The organism is Nitrosospira sp. Nsp2, from assembly GCF_003050965.1.
GTDB lineage: Bacteria > Pseudomonadota > Gammaproteobacteria > Burkholderiales > Nitrosomonadaceae > Nitrosospira.
In genome coordinates this window covers 1-26,913 of record NZ_QAOU01000001.1, presented here as the reverse complement: position 1 = coordinate 26,913, position 26,913 = coordinate 1, and the positions used below count along the sequence as shown (strand labels likewise).

Below are 26,913 nucleotides of genomic sequence, written 5' to 3'. Positions count from 1 at the left end.
CATAATAACCTAACCGGCATCCCGGTACGCTCCGCTCATCCATGATCTCGCACGATTGAGCTCGGGGCTAATGCTCGCCCCCTAAAGCTCACCTGTGGTGCCATCCCTCTGGCTCAGTGTCTTTGATTGAACGTAACGATAGGCAGGATCATGACAACCGAAACCTTAAATACCGCCACTTCCGCATCGGACGAGGATACCCTGGAAGAAAGCCTGCAGGAAGTGTTCGGGCTGTCTCACTTGAGGCCGGGCCAGAAAGAAGTTATTCAGAGCGTATTGAAGGGACGCGACACGCTGGCAGTGATGCCGACTGGCAGCGGCAAATCGCTCTGTTATCAGCTGCCTGCTCTAAACCTGCCGGGCACCGCCATTGTCGTATCTCCGTTGATTTCGCTGATGAAGGATCAGGCTGAGAAACTGGAGGAGGTCGGGATTGATGCGGCACTAGTTAACAGTACGCTAAATTCGCAGGAAGAGTCGGAAACGTTGCGACATATCCGCCGGGCTGGCAGCGATGTCGTATTCGTCACCCCCGAGCGCCTGTCGGACCCCGACTTCATCGCCGATCTGCAGCGCATCAATATCAACCTGTTTGTCGTGGATGAGGCGCATTGTATTTCCCAATGGGGGCACGACTTTCGTCCGGCTTATCTCGGGCTGGGGGGCGCGATCAGCGCACTTGGTTACCCGCCCGTGCTCGCTTTGACGGCCACTGCTACACGAGAGGTCATTGACGATATTGTGCGACAGCTTGGACGAGGCCCCATGCACATCATCAATACCGGCATCTATCGCCAGAACCTGCGCTACCGTGTGCTGCATGTCACCAACGCGGAAGAAAAATTTAGCAAGCTGAATAATCTGGTTCAGCAAAGCCAAGGCAGCGGGATAATTTATGCGGCCACTGTCAAAGCAGTGGAAGAATTGATGGTCGCGCTTCGGGCTGGAGGGCACAGCGTCACGCTTTACCACGGACGGCTGGCAAAAAAGGTGCGCAGCAACAATCAGGAAGAATTCATGGGTGGACGCAGCAGGATCATGGTGGCAACCAACGCGTTCGGCATGGGCATCGACAAGCCCGATATCCGATTTGTGGTGCACTTTCAGATACCGGGAAGTCTTGAGTCCTATTATCAGGAAGCCGGGCGCGCCGGCCGCGACGGCCAAGCTGCCGCATGCACTCTGCTTTATGACGTGCAGGATAAGCGTATCCAGCAATTCTTTCTGGCTCGCCATTACCCAGGCTATGAGAACCTGCATGAAGTTTATAAGGAAATACAAAGCCTTCTAACGAACAATGTCGTGGCGGAGTTCAAGCAATTGCATAAAGCGGTGGGGCGGTTTTCTGTTCCCGGCCTTCAGGTGATACTGAAGCTGCTCGAGGACGGCGGCATCCTTGCGCGCGACAATCGCCTCGGTTACCGCCTGCTAAAAAAAGATGTGAAGTCGAATGAACTTATCCTACTCGCGGAAAGTTCAGGCAGGAAGCACGCCCATGACCGGCACGCGCTTGAGCGGATGGTATTTTATGCACAAAGCGGATTTTGCCGATGGAAGGTTCTGTTGGAGTATTTTCATGAGGAAATGGAATGGGACCACTGCGGACATTGCGATAACTGTTTAAGCCCCCCACAAACAAGACTCCGCCCTACGCCCACGCTTATTAAAAACCGCCGCGAGAGTCGGGCGGTTAAAAAAGCGCCGCCGCGGCCCCTGTTTCCCTCAGGGGCCGCGGTTCAGGTTCCGGGAGTGGGAAAAGGTCAGGTCGTCAGCACCACCGATGACATGGTAACAATTGTTTTTCCCGATAGCCGAACGCGCACATTTCTAGAAAGCTACGTGAAGCCGGTCCGAGCCAAGGGTGAGAATGATGGTCCACCTGCGCCAAGGTCTACATCAGCATAGGTCGATTCATCAAAGGTGCATTCCGCCTGGCGAATCCTCGCTGATTGCGGCCGGCTACCCGCATTAAACCCGTCCCGGTCTGAAAGGAAGAGGACATGGCGGTCGGGAGGCTACATACAGCCAGCCGCACACCGTGTCGGAGCGGCCCGGCTGCACTCAAAGAATTAAGGAGATTATTATGCTCGACGATCCGGCCGTTCTCATACTGATGTACTTCATCCTGCCGGTTTGGCTGCTAGCCGGCTGCGCCGATTGGCTTTGTCACCGGGCCACGCATATCGAGACCACAAGTGGTGCCAAGGAATCGATGCTCCACCTGCTTCTGTTTGCGGAAATTGGCCTGCCGCTGCTCGCCGCGATTTTCCTTCAGATAAACGCGGGCATCATTGCCTTCATGATTGTTGCCTTGGTTCTCCATCAGGCCACGTCCCTTTGGGACGTCAGTTATGCCGTGACAGTGCGAGAGGTGACGCCGGTCGAGCAGCAGGTGCACAGCTTCCTCGAGATGCTCCCGCTGATGGCGATCCTGTTTGTTATTTCACTGCATTGGGGCCAGTTTCAGGCACTGTTTGGCTTCGGTCCGGAAACTGCGCGCTTCGAACTCCGCTGGAAGGAAGAGCCATTGCCCGCAACCTATGTGCTTTCCATTTTGGGCGCTGGTTTCCTGTTCGAAATCGTTCCCTTCGTCGAGGAGTTCTTACGCGGGCTACGGGCGAACCGCGGCGCGCTTGTACCACCGAAAGCTCGAACGAATAAAAACCCGTGAACTGAGCGACGCGAACGCGGATGAGCGACCAACACAGATGCCGAGCAAAATCGCTGATTTGTCTTAAGCCATTAGCTATTTCGGACGCGGAGGATTCTTACATTTGATTTCCCACTGGAGCTCCTGCTCTGCCAACCCTGTTCCGCGCGGTAGTAGATTAATAGGGGTTTGCTCATTAACGAGAACATATCCTGATTTGCAGATCTCATTGGCGCGCCTGGTCAATGTTGTCGTCGCCCAGTCTCGACTCGATTGACAAGGCTTGAAGTTAGTTTTAATGAAATAATGCCTTGTTCCATCCGCTAATGTCGTTGAAGGCGGGTCTTGCACGCGCGACCCCGCACAACCGGTTAGCGATAAGATCATCAATGAAACTATTACGGGAAATTTCATAAATACTCTTCGCCATGAAACGGCGCTTTTCTATTCAGGCCGTGAATTATGCCGGAAATTCTTCGTTAACCGGTACTGTTTAATTCCAGAGCGGCAAAAGCGCGGAACGCTGCCAACTCCTGCGAAAGACCTGTTTTGTTAACCCGACAGCACCCGCGTGTTAGCATGTCCGAACCCGAATTTGGCAGCTTAGCTCGACACATGTCTTATATCCTCGCTCTCGATGCGGGCACCACCAGCGTGCGCGCCATTATCTTCGATTATGATGGTCGTATCTGCGGTCTGGCTCAAAAGGAGATACAGCAGATTTTTCCCCATCCGGGCTGGGTTGAACACGACCCCCAGGAAATCTTGCAGGCGCAGGTAGCGGTGGCGGAGAAAGCCCTCGATCATGCCGGTATTCGGCCCCATGATGTCGCTGGGGTCGGCATCGCAAATCAGCGCGAGACCAGCATCGTGTGGGATCGCGCGACGGGCGATCCGGTATACAACGCCATCGTTTGGCAGGATCGGCGCACTGCCCAGATGTGCGACAAGCTGCGCGATGCAGGACACGAGGGCGCCATTCAGCAACTCACCGGGCTGATCCTCGATCCATATTTTTCCGCGACGAAGATCGCCTGGATTCTCGATAATGTGGCAGGCGCGCGCGCGCAAGCGGACGCAGGCAGGCTCATATGCGGGACGGTGGACACGTGGCTCATCTGGAAGCTGACGGGGAACAAAAAAATACATGTGACCGACCCAAGCAACGCATCCCGGACGATGCTGTTCAACATCCATAGTGGCAAATGGGACCCGGGCCTGCTTGAACTTTTCCGCATCCCGCAAAGTATGCTGCCGACGGTGCGCTCTTCGAGCGAAGTGTATGGCGAAATCGACGCTATCGCGGGCCTCTCGCATATGACCGTGGCTGGCGCGGCGGGTGATCAGCAAGCGGCTCTTTTTGGGCAAATGTGCGTGCGGCCCGGACTGGCGAAAAATACTTACGGCACTGGCTGTTTCCTGCTACAGAATATCGGCACGCAAGCGGTTGCATCCACGCAACGCCTCCTCACCACGGCAGCTTGCAAAATCGGAGAAAAGCAGGAATTCGCGCTGGAGGGCAGCGTCTTCGTCGGCGGCGCCGTCGTGCAGTGGCTGCGCGACGGGCTCCGCCTCGTCCGCTCCGCACAGGAGATGGATGTGCTTGCAGCATCAGTGACGGATAGTGGCGGCGTCGTCCTGGTGCCGGCGTTCACCGGATTAGGGGCGCCTCATTGGGACCCTTATGCGCGCGGTATGTTGATCGGCCTCACGCGTGACACGAGCGCCGCGCATGTGGCCCGGGCCGCGCTGGAAGGTATTGCATTCCAGGTGGCCGATCTGGTGGATGCGATGCGCGCTGACACCGGCACGCAGCTAAAGGAGCTGCGGGTAGATGGGGCTGCGTCCCGTAGCGATCCATTATTGCAGTTCCAGGCGGATCTTCTCGGCGTGCCCGTGGTGCGACCGGCCGTGGTCGAAACGACCGCGCTCGGGGCTGCTTATCTCGCCGGGCTCGCGGTCGGTTTTTGGCAAAACACCGATTCGATCGCGACACATTGGCAGATCGAGGAAGTCTTCCATCCGCATATGCCGCTCGACCGCGTGGCCGAACTCCGAGGGCGCTGGAAAGAAGCGCTGAGCCGCGCGAAAAATTGGGAGAATAAAGGGGAAAAGCCGCGAAGTGAATACCGCTGATTACTTCTGTCAACCACGACGATTGTGAAATGCCGTACAGAAATATCGCTCGTATGCAGTCATCATCCATGTGCGGACACAAAGAGGCGTTACATTCCGCGGATAAGCATGTTGGAACGCCAAGTGACACCGGTCCTTAACACGGTCAATAACCACGTAATAAGGAGGTTTTTATGGATAACATCATCGCAGCACGGTTTCAAACGGACGACGAGGCAAAGGCAGCTGCCGCGTCGCTGGCTGATTTGGTGGACAAGAACGATATCTGCATTTTTTTTAACAATCAGCCCGGCGCCCACGATTCTGCCAGGGATGCCAATAGCACTGGCGATCAGGGCGCTGCAAAAGGCGCAACAACCGGAGCAGCGTCCGGAAGCGTTGTCGCAGGGACGATTGGGACGCTGGCTGGCGGCCCGGCCGTTGGCGCGGTAGCGGCTGCGGTGGGCGCCTATACCGGCTCCCTGGCAGGCACAGCGGGCGGACTGCCGGACCAGGGCGAGGCGACCAACAAGGGTCCACGTCCGAGGTCTGCCGGCATGATGCTTGCGATACGCGTTGTGAATACCGATAATTCAAAACAGATAATTGAACGCCTGAGGGGTTACGGCGCCGCGGACATCGAACGGGCGCAGGGCAAATGGGAAAATGGGGACTGGATAGATTTCGATCCTGCAACCCCCCCGCGACTGGTACATTGACCGCTATGTCCGTAGCCTCGGTTTACTCGTCATACCTTTTCATGCGATTTGTTAGGGGGTCCATCCGGTGCTAAAGCAATCAAGCCGAGAATAATGGAGCGGAATAATCCGTGAGTTTGTGGCCTGAGGGAACAGAATCGGGCGCGCTCAGGGTAGAGGCGCTGGCGGCCCAGGCCGAGGCTGCGGGACTGATCTATGTATCGGACAGCGATGCTGGGATTCGTAGAATACGTTGCGGTCGCGGCTTTCGGTATATCGACCCCAATAAAACAACAATTAAAGATAAGACCGAACTTGAACGCATTGCTCGGTTGGCGATCCCTCCGGCTTATACCGATGTGTGGATTTGCCTTGACCCTCAAGGCCATTTACAGGCAACCGGACTGGACGCGCGAAAGCGTAAGCAGTACCGTTATCATCCTGAGTGGCGCGAAGCGCGAGACGATATCAAATTCGGTCGAATGGCGGAGTTCGGCGAAGCGCTACCACGGCTTCGCCAGTGCCTGCAGAAGGACCTGAGGCAACGAGGTTTGCCGCGAAAAAAGGTCGTTGCCGCCATTGTAAGCTTGCTGGACAGCACACGCGTCCGTATCGGCAACCTCTCTTATGCCCGCGATAACAATAGTTTTGGGCTGACCACGCTGCGTAAGCGTCATCTGGCCTTCATCAATGGGCGGCACGTACTGCTGAGATTCCGTGGCAAGAGCGGTGTCGAGCATGAGGTCCGGATAGATGATCGGCGCATCGTCAACATCATCCGTGACTGCCAGCAGTTGCGCGGTCAGCATCTTTTCCAATACCTGGATGGCAGTGGTAAACGTCACCCCATCGGAGCGGAGCAGGTGAACGCCTACCTGCATGAAACCATGGATGCCGAGTTTACCGCCAAGGATTTCCGCACGTGGGGTGCGACGCTAAGAGCATTTGAACTAATGCTGGACACGCCATTGCCTGAATCCTCAAGCAAGAGGGCGCTTAATGCCTGTATCCTGTCTGCGACGAGAAAAGTTGCTGAAGAGTTACGCAATACCCCGGCGGTCTGCCGTAAATCCTACATTAATCCAGCAGTGTTTCTTGCCTGGCAAAATGGAGTTCTTCATAGGTGCATGCGAGACGTCGCAGAGGGGATGCAGGAAGAGCTGGAATGCGTCGTGCTTCGTTTCCTTCATCAGGAACAAACGTCCAACGGTATACTCGTGCGCTAGCTTCTTTTGGGCCTTACGGGGGCAGATAAAAAGGATCCTAATGCGCACGGCGGGGCGTTACTAAATCGCAGTATTAACCAGGACACCGCACTCGCATGTCTACTCGGTAATACGCCCGATAGAAGTCATAGTATGTGCTTCTTTTGGACTGGCACAACGCCGGAAGGATAAAACTGGTAGTATGAAACTAACCCGGGAACCGCGGGTCCTCATGCTCCGAGATGATACAGACCAGTCATTCAAATCCAACGAATTTTTCCGCCCTTAACCCCGATTGCGTGCTGAACGCACTGGAAAGCGTGGGCTTCCGCAGCGATGGCAGGTTGCTGGCACTTAACAGCTACGAGAATCGTGTCTATGAAGTGGGCATGGATGAAGGCCCGCCGCTGGTAGCGAAATTCTATCGTCCGGGGCGCTGGACCGATGCGGCGATACTCGAAGAACACGCGTTTGTACAGGAACTGGCCGAACACGAAATTCCGGTGGTGTGCGCGTTGGCGCCGAACGGGCTGACGCTGCACCGTTTCGACGGCTATCGCTTCGCTATTTTTCTAAAACACGGCGGGCGCGCGCCGGAACTGGAAGATCGCAACACACTTGAACGAATCGGACGTTTCCTCGGGCGCATACACGCACTCGGCTCGTTGAGGCCGTTTAGCGAACGCCCTACTCTTAATAGCGCCACTTTCGGCGCACAACCGCGGGACTACCTGCTGGGGCACGGATTTATTCCCGCCGATCTTGAGGCGGCCTACCGCAGCGCGGCAAATCAGGCCCTGGACGGCGTTCAACACTGCTTTGAACGTGCCGGTGACGTGCGAGCGCTACGCCTGCATGGCGACTGCCACCCGGGCAACGTGCTGTGGACAGAGCAAGGGCCCCACTTTGTTGATTTTGACGATAGCCGCATGGGTCCGGCAATACAGGACTTGTGGATGCTATTGTCGGGCGAACGCGCCGACATGGCGCGGCAGTTAACCGATATCCTCACCGGGTACGAAGATTTTGCCGATTTCGACGAACGCGAATTGCATCTGATCGAGGCACTACGCACCCTGCGCCTTATCCACTACGCCGCGTGGCTCGCGGCGCGCTGGGATGATCCCGCGTTCCAGAAGGCATTCCCATGGTTCAATACCCAGCGCTATTGGCAGGATCGTATCCTCGAATTGCGCGAGCAGATTGCGTTGATGGATGAGCCGCCGCTATGGCAGGCATAATTCAAAAACATCCAACATAATCTTTTGGAACCAGTGAATTCAAGAACAATGCCTCGGCCTCCCTGCCCTCCTTTTCCCCCTTGCCCATGCGGTGCTGGCGATAAAAGCTTCACAGACTGTTGCGGGTCGCTACCTTGACGCGGGCGAAACTGCTCCCACCGCGGAAGCATTGATGCGCTCGCGATATGCTGCATACACCCTCGGCCGCGAAGGCTATCTGCTGGAAACATGGCATCCCAGCACACGTCCAGCCTCGCGCGACGTAGTAAGTGAGCTACACAACAAATGGCTGGGACTGGAAGTGAAGCGCCATGAACAGCGAGGACCGAGTAACGCGTTGGTGGAGTTCGTAGCACGTTACAAGATTGGTGGCCGCGCCCATCGCCTGCACGAAATCAGCCGCTTCGTACATGAGACCGGGCGATGGTTTTATGTCGGTGGCGATATTATCCATGACCCAACTGCAAGGGGCTAAATGCTTGTCTCCTAGCTCTGGCGCGGAGTAATCGCTATTCGGTCCGTACAACCACTAGCTTTGCTCAGCATCTGCTGGCTTAAATACATAAAGCGCGGTACGTTTCGGCCTCTTCCCCCTCTTCCCCCTCTTACCGGAATTGTCGTTGATTCGCGCAGGACAATGCTTAGGCGCGTTCCAGTGTCCGGATGAACTGAAGCTAACAAGGATGTACTTCAGTCCAATTGTTTGTTTCACGAAAAAAAAGAAAAATGACGTCGTGTCCGAAGGAAACTTTGCTGACACACGCAAAGCAAAAAGCGGCTACTGACGGAGGTTTTATTGCCCTGCCCGAGCCCGCTTGGACAATAACACACGGGATTAAGGAAACACATGAACGACACTTTACTTCTAGTTGTTATCAATCTTGCTGAGGCCGACGTCCCTGTCGAGACCGATGTAACGCTTGTGGCCGGGGGTTTCCTGATTTCCGGCTCGGTCGTCAGCGCAAAAAAATATTTTACACATAACGCCATTGTTACCATGGCTGGAATGATTGAGCAGATCAAGAGCGAAGCTGCGCGGCAAGAAAATAATCAGGCTGAACCTATAAAAAGGAATTTTATTCACTTGAAAGACGCGCGGTACTATACCCCCGGGCAGAATCCTATTCCCAGCAATACCGGCGTTTTTTGTCGCATTTCCCTCGACGCTATCTCCGGGTTCTCGTTTGGCAGGCTTTCGGTGGGTATTGCGAACTCGACATTAGCCCGTATCAATTCCCGGTAAAGACCATGCTGGTTTTCTATACTTAACCTGTCGATTCGGGAAGCTGCGTCTTCCTTTCATTTTGCGTATACCGGCTTACTGTGTTTGTGAAGCTGTCTTCGAAGGGTGTGACTCTAGGGGACGACCAAAGCCACCGAACGATAAAGTGAGAAATGGCAATTAGTTCCGGGCAAACTTTCTGAACTTCCAATACTTTTAACATTCACAAATTGATCACCTACCCCCCATAATTCCTTCACGGCCAGTATGTTATTCTTTCCATTCGTAATTCATGTCCTGAACTTTAACGATGCCGAAGCGTCAGGAGAATATGACATGAGAAACTTAATGCTCGCAGTAATGGGGTGTCTCGTAATTGCCGCTGAACTTGAGGCCACAAAAAAAATCGAGGAAATGAACCAGAGGGCGCAGGTTCGCGCCGAAGCAGTAGACTGCGAAGGTTGGAAGCACAGCGAGAAGATAGGGCCAAAGGTAGGCCAGCACCGCGATGTTGAACGATCCGGCTAGGCCAGGAATTTTTGATCAATGAGCGGGCTACGAGGCACTGACTTCAAAAAAAGAACCAGCGCGCTCAATTCACCCGGCTAATCGGCGGCAAAAAGCAATCGCGGCTCTTGGTTTCCAAAACGGTCGAGTTATTGGCCGGCGACCGGTAATAAGCCCCTGAACGATTGCGAAGGGGTTACTTTAATAATCCAAATCCATTTTTTGGGCTATCGCACATTCAACTCCGGCATTCCGGTGAATGAAAGAAGATTGCAGGGCAGGAATCGTCGGCATATCGATATATGCTAGCACAGCCGCATTTATATGCAGGCAGTTTGTAGAGGACTTAATCGCCCCACATTGAGATTCAGCTTGAAATGTCTTCCATGCTCGTCCCCGGCGCCACTCTGTTTCGGAAGTAACGGAACTCATGCTAAAAGGAATATTTAACAGCGAGGCCAGAAGTGCGCTCTCCCTCCGCTTGTCCCTAGCGTAAAACCAGATGATAGCGTCCTTTATCATTCATTACATTTAAACCCCTGCGGTTTTTTAAGCGATGAGTTCTCGAACAGAAGCCTGCGCAGATTCAAGGCATGCGGCATGCGTAAATCTTTCTATACCGCTCTGTTCCGACAAATAACCGTATCGCACCGTGCGCTCCCGCCACGCTTGGTCTATATTAAAAAAACGCTAGAAAATTCGTAACCCCCGCTTCGATCGCATGCGCTAGCATCATCTACGCCCCGCTCGCAGTAAGCTGGGCGATATGAGGATGAGGTGGGTTCCTTCGCATTATTCAAAAGGAGTTCAGGCATGGCACTTACACAACTCGCTAAATCCCGTTGGAAAGACTATTTCGAGCGCCTCTCGAAGATGTTGGGCACGAAGCTGGTGGAGTTGGAAGTCGCCAGCCTGGGACTGGGCGACCAGGTTGAGGTCGAGTGGGTACCGCTGATTGGTCTGACCTATGATCCAAAGAGCGACGTTCTGGCGGTGATGCTTGAGGGAATTGAGCACAACATCCAGCATCCGCAGCAAATATACGTGGAACAGGATGTCGAGACCCTCCACAGCATTGACGTCGAAGATGCTTCGGGAGAACATCATATTTTGCTCCTGAAGGACCCCCTCAGACTGCCGCCACCCGCACCGTAAAAAGGAATCGGCTCGGCATCCCGCTAACCTGGAATGCCTGTATACCGGTAATCCGTTTTCCCTGGGTTCGCCGTTCCCAAGTTTCGTGCGGGTTTTTCAACTGTCCCTACCGGCGGTTAAAGCGCCGACTTTCGAGGCCAATTCCATCGCAAAGCGCTGGAGCGTTTCGCCTTCTTCCAGACCATCGAGGAAGCGCGGGGGTATTCCCGATAGTCCGACTTGGGCTCCGACCAGCGCGCCCGTCAAAGTGGCCCGAGCCTGGTTTTCGCCGCCGCTATTTACAGCGTGGAGCACAGCCGACTCAAAATCGTTCGGAAAGCGGGCAGTGAGATAGTAGGCTGCCGGCAGCTGGTGATAAATGGCACAGGTCATGCCATAAACGATGGAGACTTTCCATGCGGGCTCGATCCGGATATCCGGGTCCAGCGCGGCCGCGGCCACATACGAGGGCGTGAGCAGGGCGTCCGGAGAGACGAAATGCCCGCTTTCCGGCGGGCGATCCTCCTTTGGCGGCTCCAGGTCGGTATGCGCCATCGAATGGAAAGGCAATTTTCCCGCCCTTGCCAATCGCATGAGCTTGCCGGAAAGGCTCCTGTTGAGCTTGTGCCCCTGCACGAGCAGGCCCAACACTGCCCCGTACGCGACAGTCAGGGTAACCACGGTATCGTCGATCTGGGTGAGCCGGGTATTGCTGGAGATGGTGCTGGCGAGTTCCTCCGGCTGGAGGGCGTAACGAACCGCCAGGGCCAGCGTGCGCCCTATTGCTTCGGTAGTGTCCGCCTGGCCTCCCGTTTGCCCCCATGGCAGGTTCTGCTGCACCCGCTTGCGCCAGGCATCCCGGATCGACTGCTGGGTGTACCCGCCCGGTCCGTTCACGGGCAAGCCGTTGAGCAATGGAAGTATTTCCTCATCCATGCGCCGGCAGAAATCCGCTTCGTCATAACCGTCGCGCTCGATCAGCGAGCGCAGCATGAGCCGGAGAAGGATGCCCGTTTGGGAGAGCTGGCCCGCCTTGAGGTTGCTATGGTAGCGCCCGGGTTTTGGATCGGTGTAGGTCGTGATCCAGTCACCGTAGTCGCGGCGGAGCGCCGACAGGTCGTAGTACCAATGGGGGCCGAGTCCTAAGGCATCCCCGATTATTGCGCCCATGATGGCGCCGGCGGCTCGATCCTGTATGGCGGGGTCGGACATATTCTGATCCTCCTCTCGATTAACCTCATTATCTCCCGACGGTAACCTGGTACGAGCGGTTAATTCCATAAGCTTCGCCGGAAGACAACTTGCTTGACCTCAAACGCTTGCGTTCAGCAGCGGTCAAGGCGGTCCGCTGGAACGAAGGGGTTAGCCAGCGTCGAAGTCATGCCTTTGGCACGATGGAAGCAGTGCCGCCAGCATCAAAAAGACCGACAAGACGTGGTTTCCCACGCACGGAAGCACATCCGCCCCACAGGCGTTGGCGATAGATTCGCGTAAAGGGTTGCTGCTGTCAAGGCAGATGTTCCAGGCCATTCGACACTTAGCGGGCCACCTATCCTATCGCTCAGGTCGCTCAAGTTGTAATGCACCGACACCCTCTTCCAAACTTGCATTTCTTGCACGCGGAATATGCGTGCATCAGCATCACGCTAACACACGCTCCTTTAACTACCATCGGGAGAGTAACTTCCGATCGATTTCGATGCTGGAGCGCCGACTCCCTGAAGTGGTTTTTTGACGGGCCGAGCGCAATGTTGTTGTCCAAGAATTGCTCCCTCTCCCCTGACGATGGCGATCACCGCGGCTGCTGGAATAGTGAAAGTACGTCACCAAGAACATTGAACCCCTTGCGGTAGGCTAACAGCGAGACAGAAACTAAGCTTGGCACTTTGGGCGGCATTGACAGCGACGGTTCTGGCATCAACGACGCCGGGCAGGTGATGGGTTGGTTTTCCCACGGCTGGAGGCGCCCCCCATGCTTTCATCACCGGCTCCAATGGCGCAGGCGTGATGGGCCTCAATTCGCTGGTTGATCTTCCCCTGGGGTTGCTCTATCGGAAGTCACCTCTATTAATAACGCAGGCCAGGTCATCGCCATCGCATCATCCCGGAACCGGAGATCTCTGCGCTCTTTCTGCAGGGCTGGCCTTGATTGAATTCGTGGCGCGGTGAAGAAAGATGGAGAAAGAAGATGGGCCGCGGGCTTTTAGCTTGGACTAGATCTGTAGTGGTCAAATGACATCCGTCAAATAACTTCCGACATGCTATAGCGGCAGCTGCGGCTTGATCAGCCCCTCGCATCTGGCCCATGCTCGCCTATGTCGGTGCGACGCTTGCCGGTCATCACCGCTTTGACTATCGGGGCTAGCTGCACTACTTGCTCTCGTTGACTCTCCAGTACTCGGCGTCATCAACTTCAACGGACAGAGTGCAAGGGGGATTCTCGACTCGATTGGGAAAATCAGGCCGCAGTAATTTTCGTCTACTGCGCCGAGAGGCGTTAAATCATTCCCATCCGGCCTGTGGATTAACAGTATTCAAATGCGATTATCTGATGGCTTCTATATTTTTCCCAACATTTTGTTTTTTCAATAGTTTGCTGTTAAAACGTAGATATTAGTTCTCTTTGATTCTCGTGAATTGTGTAATTTTCTCTGCTTGATCACGCAGGAATCACACCGGCACAGCAATATTGTGTTTATGAAATTTCAGCCGTCGGAACCTTGCCGTTCAGTACCGTTATCACCGCCTCTAATTTCGCGCAGTCATTCGTCTGCGCGCCCACCGTTTTTTTTGCCAGATAATCACTCCTGTAATGGAGAGCATCGCGACGAGGAGCCCCATCATTGAGACCATGATGCGGCCCGGAAGACCGAGGATCCGCCCGGAATGCAACGGAAATTGTGCCTGCATAAAAATGTCACCCATGGTTCCAGACCCTGGTATTCTGGCTCCAGCCGAAGCGGCATTTTTCCCCTCGAAATACAACGATGCATTACCGAGCCCCCCGTCCCCGTGCTCGTGCCCTGGCTCAAAAAAAGTGACACCATAAACGCCAATCTCTGGCACATAGAATATGCCCCCGGGCGGCGTGCTCCAACCCAGCTGTCTGGCTTCCTCGGTGGCGAGTTGGAGAATGGCGCGCCGGTTCACCACAGGTTCAATCGGCTGCTCAGGGGGATTGGGAGGTCGGGTGAAGGGACTGGGAGTTAGTGGTGAAAACAGGGACACAAGCGGGCGCATCACCTGCTGATTGAGATTCATCGATACGGCCGTAATCGCAAGAATCAGCAAAATCCCCCATACCCAAACGCCACCGGAGCGATGCAAGTCGAAATTGAGCTTGGCGGCCCCTTGATGCCAGCGAAAACTGAAGGATTTGGACCACGCACTCGCGCTTGGAAACGAAATTGATAAAGCGACAAAGCAGTCAAGTGCCCATACAATGGCCAGGATGCCCATGAACCAGATTCCAAGCTCTATCCCGAACCCATCGGCGATATGCATGCTGTAATGCAACTTATACAGGAAGGGCAGCAGATTCTCGCGGCTTAGCGAAATCTCCCCCCACATCCGCTTCCCCCGTACCTCGCCGTTCACAGGATCAAGCGTCACCTGGTTGAAATCCAGCTCGAAAGCTTTGCCTGTAGCTGGATCGATACGCGCACTCACGCCCAATCCAATGTTATGCCCGGATTCCCCCGCTAGGGGAACCCAGGTTATTAGCAGCCGCGGATCGGCTGCTTCCAGTTGTTCGGCAAGAATCAACGGGGAAACAGGTACGCCCTCGCCCTGTGCTTCGAACAACTGCGGGTTGAGCCACTCGTCCAACTCGTGGTCCCAAGAGATTATCGCGCCTGTAAGCCCTGATATGAACAGAAAAACAGCGAGAAAAAGCCCAACCCAGCGGTGCACCAGGGCCAGCAAGCTGCGCCCGATTCGCTGCTTGCTGGTCCTCCGGCTTTCTAATCCTCCGGTAACGTCAGAGATTTCAGATGCCATAATTCATTCTAGACCTCAAACTGCACTGTTGAATACAATCGGTGCTGGCACCGTCGGGCTGTCTTTCGCCGGTTTGCTTTCCTTCCTTGGCGCACTGGCCGTACTGTCCTTTACCCGTTCCCGGCTATTGAAAGTCAGACACCCGCTCTCCATGCGTACAAGTTGATCTGCAAGGTGAAAGTACCGGTCATCATGCGATATTACTAGCACGGCCTTGCCCATGGCTCGTAGTTCGGGAAGGATCTCCCGGTAAAACACTTCCTTGAATAGCGGATCCTGGTCCGCGGCCCATTCGTCGAACATAAAAAATGGGCGGTCCTCCAGGTACGCTACCACCAGGGCTAGGCGCTTGCGCTGCCCTTGCGATAACGCGAGGGTAGTGAAAGCTCCATTCTGCACTTTAACCTTGTTGTGCAAATGCAATTTTTCGAGGAGGCGATTGCCTTCGCTGTCCAGACGGGCGCTACTTGTCTCGAGCAGGCGATCAAAAAGGTGAAAGTCGGAAAAAATGGTAGAAAACAGCTGCCTATAGTGGTCGCGATTCATATCGTCTACTGTTGTGCCGTTAAAAACTATTTTTCCCTCTTCCGGCGGATAGAGGCCCACCAGCAATTTCGCCAAAGTAGTCTTGCCGCTACCATTGCCTCCTACCAAAAAAGTAATCTCCCCGGGCCGAAACTCCAGGTCTATGGGCCCCAGGGTGAATAAGTCGTCGCTCTGTTCGTGATAATAACGGTGCATTACCCCCTTCAGCGAAATAGAGTGCAATGCGGGCGGAGAAGAACCCTCCGCTCGCGTCTCTGAACTGGACATCTCGCGTATTATTTCATCGATCCGCGCGGCCGATACCTGCGCTAGATTGGCTCGCGGAATGTTCAGCAGGAGTGCCTCCAGCGGCCCGACCATATACACAAACACAAGCGCATAGCCGGTCATGATGAGCGCCCTGTCAGGAACATTCCCCACCAGTGCGAATAATACCAACCCGATAAACGCATACAGCAAAAATTGGGCCCAGCCGCCCGAGGCGACGAAGACCGACATCCCGAAGGTTCTTTCGCGGCGCACCGTTTCGATCGATTTGGCCAGTACGTCATCATAAAACGCCGTCTGTTTTTCGCGATTCAGACGAAGCTCCTTGGCCCCATCGGTAAGGGAACGAAAATAGGCAAATAGTCGGTCCTGCTCCTCCGCGGCGACACTGAGATGGCGTATCGCACGCAAATGCGCAAAGTGATAACCGACGGAGCCCAACCCAACAACGACAACTGCAAGCAGAAATACCTGCCAGGACAATAAAGCCATATATATAAGACATCCGGCGACGATGACCGCGTTCATCAGGATTACCGGAAAGCTTTCGAAAAATTCTGCAACGCGCGAGCAGTGCTCGGCGAGCGCAGATTGTATGCGTGCCGCGCCAATTGATTCCAGGTGCCGGTAATCAGCCGCAAGCACACGTCTCGCGACCAAGCCTCGCAACTCCGCATGGGCGCGCTGCCCCAGGCGCTCGAAGAGAATGGCGGCAACCACGTAAGTCAGCATTACGCCGAGCGCAGTAACCCCGAAAATCAGCGCCATTTGTCCACGCTCCGACTCTGCTGCGGTAAGCGCGGAGCTGATCTGCGCCACCAGAAATACACTGCACGCGCCATGAACCACGGTCACTAACGAAGCGCCACCTAATAAGACCTTTGATCGACTGATGAGATACTTAAGCACGATGCCCCGCAATAAGAATGAGAATGGATATGAATGGATATGGAAAAGACGAATGGGCAGTGCAAATATCCACATCTCACGATTGGAACGTCACGCCGTTTTTGTACGAAATGGCGGAAACACGGGGATCGGCTGGGAAACGACGGTTTCAGAACAATTTGTTAATGAGATTGATTACTAAAAAATAACGTTTCTCATTCGTCTTTATACGGGATAAGGGCATGCGCCTCAACCATGATTACGGAGTTCGACGAATGGGCAAGCTGCACGAGCAGGGTCAACAATTATTGGCTCGTGTCACGACAGTTATTAGCCGCCCTGATGGGATCGCCTATACAGCAACAGTTGATGGCGACACCTTGCTTTTGCAAAAGGCGGACGGGGCGGAAAAATCGCAGTGGCATTTGTATCGACAGGCAGATCAACTGAACCTGGAAAGGATAGCGTCTAAACCTCGCGGAGTTGCGAACGCAGAACTACTGGCGGCAATTGAAGCTTGTTTCCTTAGTTATCCCGATTGCGGGACGCTCAACGTGAAAGCTCATGTCATCGCTGTCAACGAACTAATTTGTTCGGGCTTTTTGCTCAGAGACGAAAACGGGCAAATGAGCGTTAAAGCCGAGCTTTTCTGGCAGCAGCCTCGTCCGTGGCTCGTTCAATCGCAACCAGGGGTATTCCCGCTTACCTACACGTTTTGTCACGGTCGGAGGCATCCGCTACGGCCCCTAAAGCCTATGGGTTCGGTCTACCGGCGCTATATCCCCTGGCTTGAGCGAACGCTGTCTTTCAGTACGGTGGACCTTGACCGTGACCTTGAATCATTCAGCCGCTGGATGAATGACCCAGTCGTCGCGGCATCATGGCGCGAAGAAGGCGATCTCGGAAGACATCGCGCCTATTTGCAGAACATCGAGGCAGATGCCCATGTGACAGCGCTCATCGCAAGCCTGGATGATGAGGCTTTTGGTTACTTCGAGGTCTACTGGGCAAAGGAGGACCGCATCGCCCCGTTTTACGACGTGGATGACTTCGACCGCGGCTGGCATGTACTCATTGGAGAACCTCGCTTCCGTGGCAAGCCTTTCGTTACTGCATGGTTGCCCTCGATCTCGCATTATCTGTTTCTAGACGATTGCAGGACTCAACGTATTGTCATCGAGCCTCGCGCGGATAACTACAAGATGGTTCGTAATCTTGGTAAATGCGGCTATGCGCATGTCAAGGAGTTCGATTTCCCTCACAAACGGGCGATGCTGGGCATGTTGTTACGGGAACGCTTTTTCGCGGACCGGCTGTGGGTACCGCGGGAGACGACGACATCTCCCTATTCCCTATCTCTATCCTGAGGATATCCATGCATATTTACGATCTGATCGGTATCGGCTTCGGGCCCTCCAATATCGCCCTTGCCATCACTTTGGAGGAAAAAAGACAGGAGGGCTACAACGTTGACTCCTTCTTTATCGAAAAACAGCCGAGTTTCGCCTGGCATGCCAACATGATGCTGGACAACACGCATATGCAGATATCCTTCCTTAAGGATCTGGCGACCATGCGCAACCCGTCGAGCCATTTCACGTTTATCAATTACCTCCATCAGAAGCAAAGGCTACAGGACTTCATTAATCTGAAAACGTTTTTTCCGAGTCGTCACGAGTTCAACGACTACTTGGGGTGGGCAGCGGCGCATTTCAACCACCGCTGCGCATACGGTGAAGAAGTTTTGGAAGTGCTGCCCGAGAAGCGTAATGACGAAATCGCGCTGCTGCGTATTCGTTCGCGCGATGCCGACAACACCATCCATGAGCGCTTGGCACGCAACCTCATCGTCAGCGTAGGAGGCGTGCCGAGCATCCCACCATGTTTTACACCGCTAAAAGACGACGTTCGGGTATTTCATTCCAATAGCTATCTCCGAGAGATCGCACAGCACGCATCCGCCGAAAGGATAGCGGTCATAGGCGCCGGTCAAAGTGCATCCGAGATTTTCATGGATCTGCACGGCAGGCCCAACGCGCCACACGTCGACCTCATCATGCGCGCCCGCGCGATCAAGCCTTCAGACGACAGTCCATTCGTCAACGAAATTTTCAATCCGGATTTCACCGACTTCGTTTTTAGCCACCCGGATCAGGACCGGGCTGCACTGCTTGATGAATTCTGGCACACCAACTATGCCGCGCCCGACCTCGTCCTGATCGAGCAGATCTTCAATGTTTTCTATCAGCAGAGAGTTGCCGGGAACGCACGCCATAGGTTCCTCCGTCGTCATGAAGTCGCCGCTGCTCACGCGTTGCCGGATGGCATCCGGCTGCTCCTGCGGAACCTGAACGATGGTAGCGAGCATCTAGCCACCTACGATGCGGTCGTGCTAGCAACCGGGTATAGCCGGGATCATCATAAGTCGCTACTGGGACAGCTTTCGCCTTATATGGACGGCTTCACCGTGGACCGTCAATACCGCTTGCAGAGCACGGACAACTTCAGACCAGCCATCTTCCTCCAGGGCGCGTGCGAATCGAGCCACGGCCTGAGCGATACGTTACTTTCGGTAACCGCTGTCCGCACCTATGAGATAGGTCAGGCACTGCTGGGCGCAGTAGACCAGCAAACAGGCAAGCAAACGGATAACCCGATACGAGCGGTTGCAAGTCGTTGAAGTTTTTTTAAATCTGATAACGCAGCGGACGGCATCCACAAGTTTTTTAACTACCTTAACTACCACCAACTATAACCATGAAAGCCTACATAAAAACCAACAAGTGGCTGAAACAATCAAAAAAAGTGGCACTATCAGCTGCACTGCAGTATCTATTCCTGACTATATCCGTAAACGGATACGCTTATGCTCAACAGGCGGACCCAGGATCCGCCAAACCGGATAAGAAAGAAAAAATAGCTGTGCCGGGTATGGTTGATGGGCAGGACGACAAGCAGAAATCTGCGGCGGCAGATAGCCCGGCAGTTCTGCCAGCGGTAGTGATCAAGGATAAGGCGCAAACCGCAGGTTATGTCACCAGTCGCACCGTCAGCGGGACAAAGACGGATACGCCGCTTACAGAGATACCCCAGTCGATCTCTATCATCAATCGAAGGGAGCTCGACATGCGCGGCGTGCACCTCAATTTCACCGAGGCATTGCGCTATGTACCCGGGGTTGTGGTCGACCAGTTCGGTTTTAATGGAACCGGTTTCGAGTATATCGGTATGCGCGGCTTTAATGTCCAGACTACAGGCAATTTCCGCGATAACTTGAGTCAACAGGGGACAGGGCTTTATTTCGGCGCCTTTCTAACCGACCCCTATGCGCTTGAGCGGGTGGACGTGTTGCGGGGTCCCACCTCTGTCATGTTCGGCCGCGGGGACGCTGGGGGCATCGTAAACCGCATCACCAAACTTCCTACCGCCACGCCCATCCGCGAAGTCGAGATCCAGTATGGCAATTTCGACCGCAAGCGGATTGCCGCGGATTTTGGCCTGGCAAACGCGGATGGAACGTTGATGTTCCGGCTTGTCACCACCGCGCTTGATACGGATACGCAAGTAAGGTTTCCGAACACCAACGGCGATCGCGCGGAAATCAGGCGCTTTTACATCGCGCCATCGCTTACGTGGCGCCCCAGCGACAGGACTTCCATCACTCTGTTTGGCGATATCCTGAACAACCGCAGTGGGGCGGGCGCATTTTACGTTGCAACGTCGGACGGAAGGCCGACCAATACGCTACTGGGCGACCCCGCCTTTACCAGGTATGCCACCGATCAGGCTTCGGTCAGCTATAAAATTGAACATCATTTCAACGAGATCTTCACTGCACGTCAGAACTTCCGTTTCATGCGGCAGGACGGCCGTTTCAGTGACCTTAACCCGGCCGGGTTTAACGCGGATAACCACACCTTGAACCGTTCAGCATTTTCGACCAACGAAAGGCTGGACCAGACGGCGCTGGATACGCACGTGCAAGCCCGAGTAAACACAGGCCCGGTAAATCATACCGTGCTGGTCGGAATCGACTGGACGCGCACAAACGCCTCTCTGAGATACATGGCGAGCTCGGGAATCACCCCAAGCATCGATGTATTAAACCCCGTATATTTTCAACCCATACCCACCCCGGATATTCTTGCCATAGATGGAACGCAGAAAATCGATCAGGTAGGGTTCTACGTACAGGACCAGCTCAAATATCAGAACTGGGTTTTAACCCTGAGCGGCCGTCACGACAGGGTTTCAACCGTTAATGACATTAATGTTTTCACTCCACCATATTTGAAGAGCACGGATTCGGCATATACCGGAAGGGCTGGCCTGACCTATCTTTTCTCCAATGGAATTGCGCCTTATGTGAGCTATTCGCAGTCGTTTCTGCCTCAATCCGGGGTTAATTTTTTTGAAAACAGGCCATTCGACCCGACCCGCGCATCTCAATATGAAGTAGGGGTCAAGTATCAGCCTCCCGGCAGCAGAAGCCTGTTCACGGCAGCACTGTTTGATCTGACTAAAACAAATGTTCTGACCCCTGATCTTCGCGCAGGCGGGTTGCTAACATTAACGGGCGAAGTCCGCTCTCGGGGCGCGGAAGTGGAAGCAAGGACGGAGGTATTCAGGGGCCTCAATTTTATTGGCGCTTTTACCTATAACGACGTCAAGGTCACCGAGAGTGTCAATGACGTGGTCGGCAACATGCCCGTTCGCGTACCCAATCTGACTACATCTGGCTGGCTTGATTACAATCTGGCTGCGCTGAATATAAGCTGGTTGAAGGGCTTCGGCATCGGCGGCGGCACGCGCTACGTGGGCAGAGTGTTCAACGACGAGGAAAACACGAGTATCACACCGTCCTTCACCCTATTTGACGCAGTTGTCCGCTACGATCACGGCCCCTGGCGCTTTTTCCTCAATGCTAACAACATATTCAACGAAAAATACTATTCCGCAAGCTCCGGAGGAAATTTCTTCCGTGGCACGGAACGCTCGGTTATCGGGACGTTGAAACTTAATTTTTAACTCCTCACTAACGTTCTATCGGAGATATACACGATGCCGCTCGACCCGGATCTCGCCGCATTTCTTGAGTTGGTCGATGCTGGCATCGGCAACGGTGCCCGGCCGTTGCATGAGATGCCGGTCTCCGACGCTCGCCTGCAATATGACGCTTCCACACTTGCCCTGGATTCTGAGGGGATGGAAGTCGCAAGCGTCAGTTCAATCTGCATCCGCTCTCGGGATGGCAAGGAGATTGATGCTCGGCTTTATGTGCCGGCTGTACCTTCACCCGGGCGACTGTTACCCGCGCTGCTGTACTTTCACGGGGGCGGCTATTGCGTTGGAAGCCTTGACTCGCATGACTCCCTCTGCAGGACGCTGGCCGCTTTAACCCCCTGCTGCGTTCTAAGTGTAGCTTACCGGTTGGCGCCCGAGCATCCATTCCCGACTGCCGTCCATGACGCCCAGGATGCCTACCAATGGCTTCTCGCAAACGGACCTGCGTCGGGAATCGATACGCAAAATATCGCTGTGGGAGGGGACAGCGCAGGTGGAACGCTGGCAACAGTCATTACGATCACCCTCCGTGATTCAGGCGGGCCGCAGCCGAAACTGCAGGTGCTGCTTTACCCTTGCACCAGCGCCTCGCAGGATACGGAATCGCATCGACGTCTAGCGGGGGGCTATCTTCTGGAAGCTCCGACGCTGCAATGGATGTTCAGCAATTACCTGGCGAACGAAGCCGACCGGAAAGACTGGCGTTTCGCCCCCCTCGAAGCGCCCGATCTAACTGGGGTCGCCCCTGCATTCATTGCCTTGGCGGAATATGATCCGCTGGTGGATGAAGGCATGAAATATGCTGATAAGCTGAAAGCGGCGGGCGTCACCACTCAGCTCCGGGTTTATCCCGGGATGACCCATGACTTCGCCCGCCTCGGCAATATTGTCGCGGAAGGGGCGCAGGTACGTAGAGACATCGCGAGCATGCTCGCCAGCGCCTTTCAGTCGAGCTAACGGTACATTCAGCCTTCTCCACCGCGAGCGCCGCCGCGCCTTTGCCGAGACACGAACTGTACCCCTAACGACGGACGCGCCCAAGCTTAAACGCGTCCCACAATGGATGAGTTGGCGGGGGCTACCGCACACTTGTCACAGTCTCTGCAGGCGGCAGTAATTTAGTTGAGAGAACAGCCTCGATTTCCAGAAGTAGGGACCTTGTGCGCACGATGCAAAAATGATCTGCCTCCACATCGGCGGACCGCGGCGCCTGCTTCAGTTGTAAAGATAGCGCCAATCTGTCCTCGGTAGGGCGCGCTACCGCCCACCAGCAATTTCCCTGGTTCTTGAGACTACCCAGCAAGGGCGTTTTCAGCGCCAGTGCCTTCAGGCGCCTTGCCACAAGAAAAATCTGTGCAAGTTCTTCTGCTCCCAAATCTGCATAACTGCCGCTCTCGGCGTCGCCCGCTCCTTCCTTTTTTACCCTCATTCGCTCTGTTGATATAAGCCCTTCCAGCAGGCCTGCAATTTCCTGTTTCGATTCTCCCGGTTCTGCATGATGAACTTCGCTTTGAGTCACGTCTGGAGGTTGCACACCGGGTATGACCACGGAAACAAAATCGGCAAAGTCCCGCCGCCAGTTATCGGGCTCTGGCGGCTCGGTGCCGGGAACGAAGGGATCGATCAAGCCGAGGAAGGCGATGGCGTGCCCATCGGCCTCCAGTAAGGCAGCAACCATGGCTGCCAACGTCCCTCCGAGCGACCAGCCCAGCAGGTAGTATGGCCCTTCCTGCTGCAGATCTCGGATCATCGCGCAGTAATCGGCAGCCATTTGATCAAGGGAGGTATCGCAGTGCGCCGGATCTGAAAGCATACGGCAGGGCAAACCATACACCGCCCGCTTGCCCTCCAGTTGCCGGGCCAAGGGCTGGTAATCGAACACCGTGCCTAGTCCAGCGTGAATACAGAACAACGGGGGGTTCCGTTCTTCACAAGACTGGTTGAGTGCGATCAGTGCCTGCGGTCCCTCGGACGCCTGAAACTCCAGTCCAAGCAAACCTGCAATAGTTGGTCGCTGCATCAGGTCACGGAGCTTGAAGTCGAAATTGGCTTCCCGCAAATTACGCGCACGCGCCATTACTTTCAGGCTAGATAGGGAATCTCCCCCAAGGGCAAAGAAATTATCAGTTTCGCCTACTCGTTCTATGCCGAGCACCTCTTGCCAGATGTCTGCCAGCAATTTTGCTTCATGGGTGGATGGCGATCGGAAGGTGTCCACCTCGGGAGCACCCGGCTCCGGCAAGGCGGCACGGTCCAGCTTGCCGCTTGGCAGGCGGGGCAAAATCTCAAGCTCCATGACATGCGTGGGCAGCATGTATTCCGGAAGCTTCATGCCAAGTTCCCGTTTGAGGCGGGCCGCCAGCCCATCAGGCGCAATGCTCCCTTTTCGCGGATGACACACCACATAAGCCGCCAGTTGCGGGCCTGCGACAGCGTCGTAAACCACGACTGCTGCGTCAGCTATTTCCGGCAGTGCACGTACGGATGCCTCGATTTCACCCAGTTCTATACGAAAACCTCGAATTTTAACCTGATGGTCGACGCGACCGATATACTCGATATTGCCGTCATTCATCCACCTCACAAGGTCGCCCGTGCGGTAGAGCCGGCCGCCGTTGGCATCGAAGGGGTCCGCCACAAAACGCTCCGCCGTGAGGCCGGCCCGGCCAAGGTAGCCCCGCGCCAATCCGTATCCCCCGATGTACAGCTCACCGACGACGCCCTTGGGAACCGGCTGCATGTTAGTGTCGAGCACATACGCGGTGCGCTCACCCACCGGTCGTCCTATGGGGGCATAGGTACAATCGAAACTGTTTGTTGCATCGGTCTTCCATATCAGGGGCGTCACCACAGTCTCGGTTGGCCCGTAACCATTGATGAGGATACGTGGCCGCAGCGTGCGGCGGATCAGGTCGTACGAGGCCTTGGGCATGGCTTCGCCGCCGAATACGTAAAGTTCTACGGGGGGCGGATCACTGAGTGGCGCCGCCCATTCCGCTACTTGACCAAGATAGGCAGGCGGGAACGCAGCGTTGGTAATGCCGTAGCTATGAAGAGCTTTGTACGTCCGTTCGGCCGTCCAGAGTTCCTGGTCTCGAACCGCCAACCCGGCGCCGACAGTGAGCGCTGTCAGCCAGCGCTCATGTGCGCCGTCAAATGAGAATGACATGAAAAGCAGCTCGCATGACTGGGTATTCATCCCGTAAATGTCGGCGGTAGCCCGGCAGTGCATCGCGAGGGGACCGTGCGTTACCGCTACTCCTTTCGGAAGTCCTGTGGAGCCCGACGTGTAGATTATGTAGGCAAGACTATGTTCATGGAGCGGAACATCGGGGTTCGAACCAGGCTCAACCGAGAGATCGACCGAATCCAGCACCAACGTTCGCGCCGCCCTGGTAATACCGGCAAGCTTGGGCAGCAACTTCCGTTGGGTAATAACGAGCGCCAGTACGCTGTCTTCCGCCATGAAGGAAAGCCGGTCAGCCGGATATTCCGGATCGAGCGGCACATAGGCGGCTCCGGCTTTCAGCACGGCAAGCAGCGCTACTATCAGGTCGAGCGAACGCTCCATGGCAATGCCCACGCGGGCTTCCAGCCCGACGCCCATACTGATGAGGTAGTGAGCAAGACGATTTGCCCGAAGGTTCAGCTCCGCATATGAAAGCTCCTGTTCACCCATCAGCAGCGCGATGGCGTTGGGCTGTATCCGCGCGTTGCGCTCGATCAGGCAATGAACGCATTGACGCGGCTGTGCCGCGACTGAGGAAGGGCGCCCCAGCGAAAACAGGTCATCGAGATTTTTCCTATCCATCCACCCCAACTCCCCCACCGGCAGGCGGGGATTTGCCATCATTTCCCGCATCACGAATTCCATCTGCCTGCGGAGGTCGAGTACGAATTCGTCCGTAAAATCCTTCCGGCCGTACGCATATTCGATTTCCAGCCTGTCGCCGATAGTGACCTGTAAATCCATGGCGTAGCCGGTGAGCCCCGTGCCTTCCATTTCACCGAAACGAAGTCCATAAAATTCGTTGCTGCGCAGCGTCTCGACAATAGGAAAGTTTTCAAAGACGACAATACTGTCGAAAAGCGGCCGGCCTGATGATCCCGCCCAGCGCTGAATGTCCGCGAGAGATGCATGCTCGTATTCGCGCAGCTTGGCATTGGTTTCCTGCAGCGAGCTGAGATATTCTGCCACCGTCAGGTCACTCCGCTGCTTCACAGGCACGGGAATGGTATTGATGAACAGGCCGACGATCTCATCCGCCCGTTCCACACCAGGAGGCCGTCCTGCTATGGTCGCGCCAAATACGACCGTATCCCTGCGCGTGTGCCGTTGCAAAAGCAGCGCCCAAGCCGCCTGCACAAAAGTATTAAGCGTTACCCGCTGCTGCTGCGCAAAAAGCCGCAACTGACGGGTTTCCTCTTGATCCAGGCGGGAATAAATCTGCGCATAGCCCGCACGCTGTTCTGCCACGGCGACGTTGGAAACGGGCGACGACAGTAGGGTGGCGCCGTCGACGTCACCAAGCTCAGCTTTCCAAAACGCTTTGGTCGCCTGGCGGTCCTGTTGGGCAAGCCAGCGGATGTAGTGCCCATAATCCGGTCCTGGCGCTGCAAGCATTTCGCCAGCATAACTACGCAGCCATTCGTTGACCAGGATCGACTCACTCCAACCGTCCATCAATATATGGTGCATCGTCCACACCAGCTGATAGCGGTCTTCGTCCAAACGCACCAAGCTCAGCCGGACAAGCGGTGCCGCGAGAAAATCAAATTCCTGTTTCAGATCTTCTTCGAGGTAGGCGGAAATGCGGGATTGCTGCTGATCCAGGTCCCGCCAATCAAGGTGTACCACGGGGACTTCAATTTGTCTGAACACTACTTGCAGCGGACGTGTCAATCCCCCCTGCCACAGGAAACCGGTCCGCAGGACAGGATGACGTGCCACCATTGCCCGCCATGCATGCGCCAGGCGCACAGGCACAAGACCGGTTACTTCAACACTGAACTGGTTCACATAAAGGCCGGTGCCTGGGGCCTCCAGCGTATGAAATAACATTCCTTCCTGCGTCGGCGACATTGGATAGACATCCGCGATTGCGTCGTCGCCAAACTTCAGTGTGGCAACCGCCTCGGGGGTGAGATAATCGCGCAAATAACCGCGACCGTGCCTCTCGGTCTTGACCTCAGGCTCGCGCACAATTTCCACCACCTCCGCCAGTGCGGCGATAGTTTGACGTTCGAACAATTGACGGGGCGTTATCTTCCAGCCTGCCCGCCGCGCCTTAGTCACAATCTGAAGGCTGAGAATGGAATCGCCGCCCAGTTCAAAGAAGTTGGCGTTTCGCCCCACCTGCCCGATGCCCAGCACTTG

At 55.1% G+C, this 26,913-nt stretch carries 18 protein-coding genes; 14 read left to right on the top strand and 4 right to left on the bottom strand.

The annotated features are described in order from the left end of the window. Positions 1-150: 150 nt before the first annotated feature. From C8R31_RS00095 to C8R31_RS00045, 10 genes are all read left to right on the top strand, one after another. A complete protein-coding gene (locus C8R31_RS00095; RefSeq protein ID WP_107692073.1) occupies positions 151-1,905 on the top strand; it encodes an ATP-dependent DNA helicase RecQ in 1,755 nt (584 codons plus the stop codon). Positions 1,906-2,083: 178 nt separating this feature from the next. Next, complete coding sequence (locus C8R31_RS00090) at positions 2,084-2,671, top strand: diguanylate cyclase (RefSeq protein ID WP_107692072.1); 588 nt, start codon at positions 2,084-2,086, stop codon at positions 2,669-2,671. Positions 2,672-3,229: 558 nt separating this feature from the next. Then, positions 3,230-4,786, top strand: coding sequence for a glycerol kinase GlpK (gene glpK / locus C8R31_RS00085; RefSeq protein ID WP_258192461.1), 1,557 nt, complete (start codon positions 3,230-3,232; stop codon positions 4,784-4,786). Positions 4,787-4,959: 173 nt separating this feature from the next. Beyond that, the gene (locus tag C8R31_RS00080; protein WP_107692070.1) at positions 4,960-5,484 is read left to right on the top strand and encodes a hypothetical protein; all 525 of its coding nucleotides are present in this window, start codon (positions 4,960-4,962) and stop codon (positions 5,482-5,484) included. A 110-nt stretch (positions 5,485-5,594) separates the two neighbouring features. After that, entirely contained in the window at positions 5,595-6,689 is a 1,095-nt protein-coding gene (locus C8R31_RS00075; RefSeq protein ID WP_107692069.1) for a DNA topoisomerase IB, read from the top strand. A gap of 221 nt (positions 6,690-6,910) precedes the next feature. Beyond that, on the top strand, positions 6,911-7,909 hold the full coding sequence (locus tag C8R31_RS00070) for a serine/threonine protein kinase (protein ID WP_107692068.1): 999 nt from the start codon (positions 6,911-6,913) through the stop codon (positions 7,907-7,909). A 172-nt stretch (positions 7,910-8,081) separates the two neighbouring features. Next, positions 8,082-8,384, top strand: coding sequence for a YchJ family protein (locus C8R31_RS00065; protein WP_375136101.1), 303 nt, complete (start codon positions 8,082-8,084; stop codon positions 8,382-8,384). A 372-nt stretch (positions 8,385-8,756) separates the two neighbouring features. Beyond that, positions 8,757-9,152: a hypothetical protein gene (locus C8R31_RS00060; RefSeq protein ID WP_107692067.1), complete on the top strand. Its 396-nt coding sequence runs from the start codon at positions 8,757-8,759 to the stop codon at positions 9,150-9,152. Between the two features lie 315 nt (positions 9,153-9,467). Further along, entirely contained in the window at positions 9,468-9,659 is a 192-nt protein-coding gene (locus C8R31_RS00055; RefSeq protein ID WP_107692066.1) for a hypothetical protein, read from the top strand. Positions 9,660-10,451: 792 nt separating this feature from the next. Next, positions 10,452-10,793, top strand: a complete 342-nt coding sequence (locus C8R31_RS00045; RefSeq protein WP_107692064.1) for a DUF5335 domain-containing protein — start codon at positions 10,452-10,454, stop codon at positions 10,791-10,793. Between the two features lie 96 nt (positions 10,794-10,889). Here C8R31_RS00045 and C8R31_RS00040 read toward each other — a convergent pair whose 3' ends face one another. From C8R31_RS00040 to C8R31_RS00030, 3 genes are all read right to left on the bottom strand, one after another. Then, a complete protein-coding gene (locus C8R31_RS00040) occupies positions 10,890-11,984 on the bottom strand; it encodes an ADP-ribosylglycohydrolase family protein (protein WP_107692063.1) in 1,095 nt (364 codons plus the stop codon). Positions 11,985-13,520: 1,536 nt separating this feature from the next. Beyond that, a complete protein-coding gene (locus tag C8R31_RS00035) occupies positions 13,521-14,771 on the bottom strand; it encodes a PepSY domain-containing protein (RefSeq protein WP_107692062.1) in 1,251 nt (416 codons plus the stop codon). 15 nt (positions 14,772-14,786) lie between these two features. Next, positions 14,787-16,493, bottom strand: a complete 1,707-nt coding sequence (locus C8R31_RS00030; protein WP_107692758.1) for a cyclic peptide export ABC transporter — start codon at positions 16,491-16,493, stop codon at positions 14,787-14,789. A 221-nt stretch (positions 16,494-16,714) separates the two neighbouring features. On the opposite strand from C8R31_RS00030, the gene C8R31_RS00025 reads away from it, so the two are divergent. The 4 genes from C8R31_RS00025 (at position 16,715) to C8R31_RS00010 (ending at position 22,493) form a co-directional block, all read left to right on the top strand. Then, positions 16,715-17,839 (top strand): GNAT family N-acetyltransferase, encoded by a 1,125-nt coding sequence (locus C8R31_RS00025; RefSeq protein ID WP_258192460.1) that lies wholly within the window; start codon positions 16,715-16,717, stop codon positions 17,837-17,839. Positions 17,840-17,847: 8 nt separating this feature from the next. Beyond that, entirely contained in the window at positions 17,848-19,152 is a 1,305-nt protein-coding gene (locus tag C8R31_RS00020; RefSeq protein WP_107692060.1) for a lysine N(6)-hydroxylase/L-ornithine N(5)-oxygenase family protein, read from the top strand. 77 nt (positions 19,153-19,229) lie between these two features. Continuing rightward, positions 19,230-21,500, top strand: a complete 2,271-nt coding sequence (locus C8R31_RS00015) for a TonB-dependent siderophore receptor (RefSeq protein WP_107692059.1) — start codon at positions 19,230-19,232, stop codon at positions 21,498-21,500. Between the two features lie 33 nt (positions 21,501-21,533). Further along, entirely contained in the window at positions 21,534-22,493 is a 960-nt protein-coding gene (locus tag C8R31_RS00010; RefSeq protein WP_107692058.1) for an alpha/beta hydrolase, read from the top strand. 121 nt (positions 22,494-22,614) lie between these two features. Here the strand turns inward: C8R31_RS00010 and C8R31_RS00005 are convergent. After that, positions 22,615-26,913: non-ribosomal peptide synthetase (locus C8R31_RS00005; protein WP_146164510.1), on the bottom strand; the 4,299-nt coding region annotated here is incomplete at its 5' end.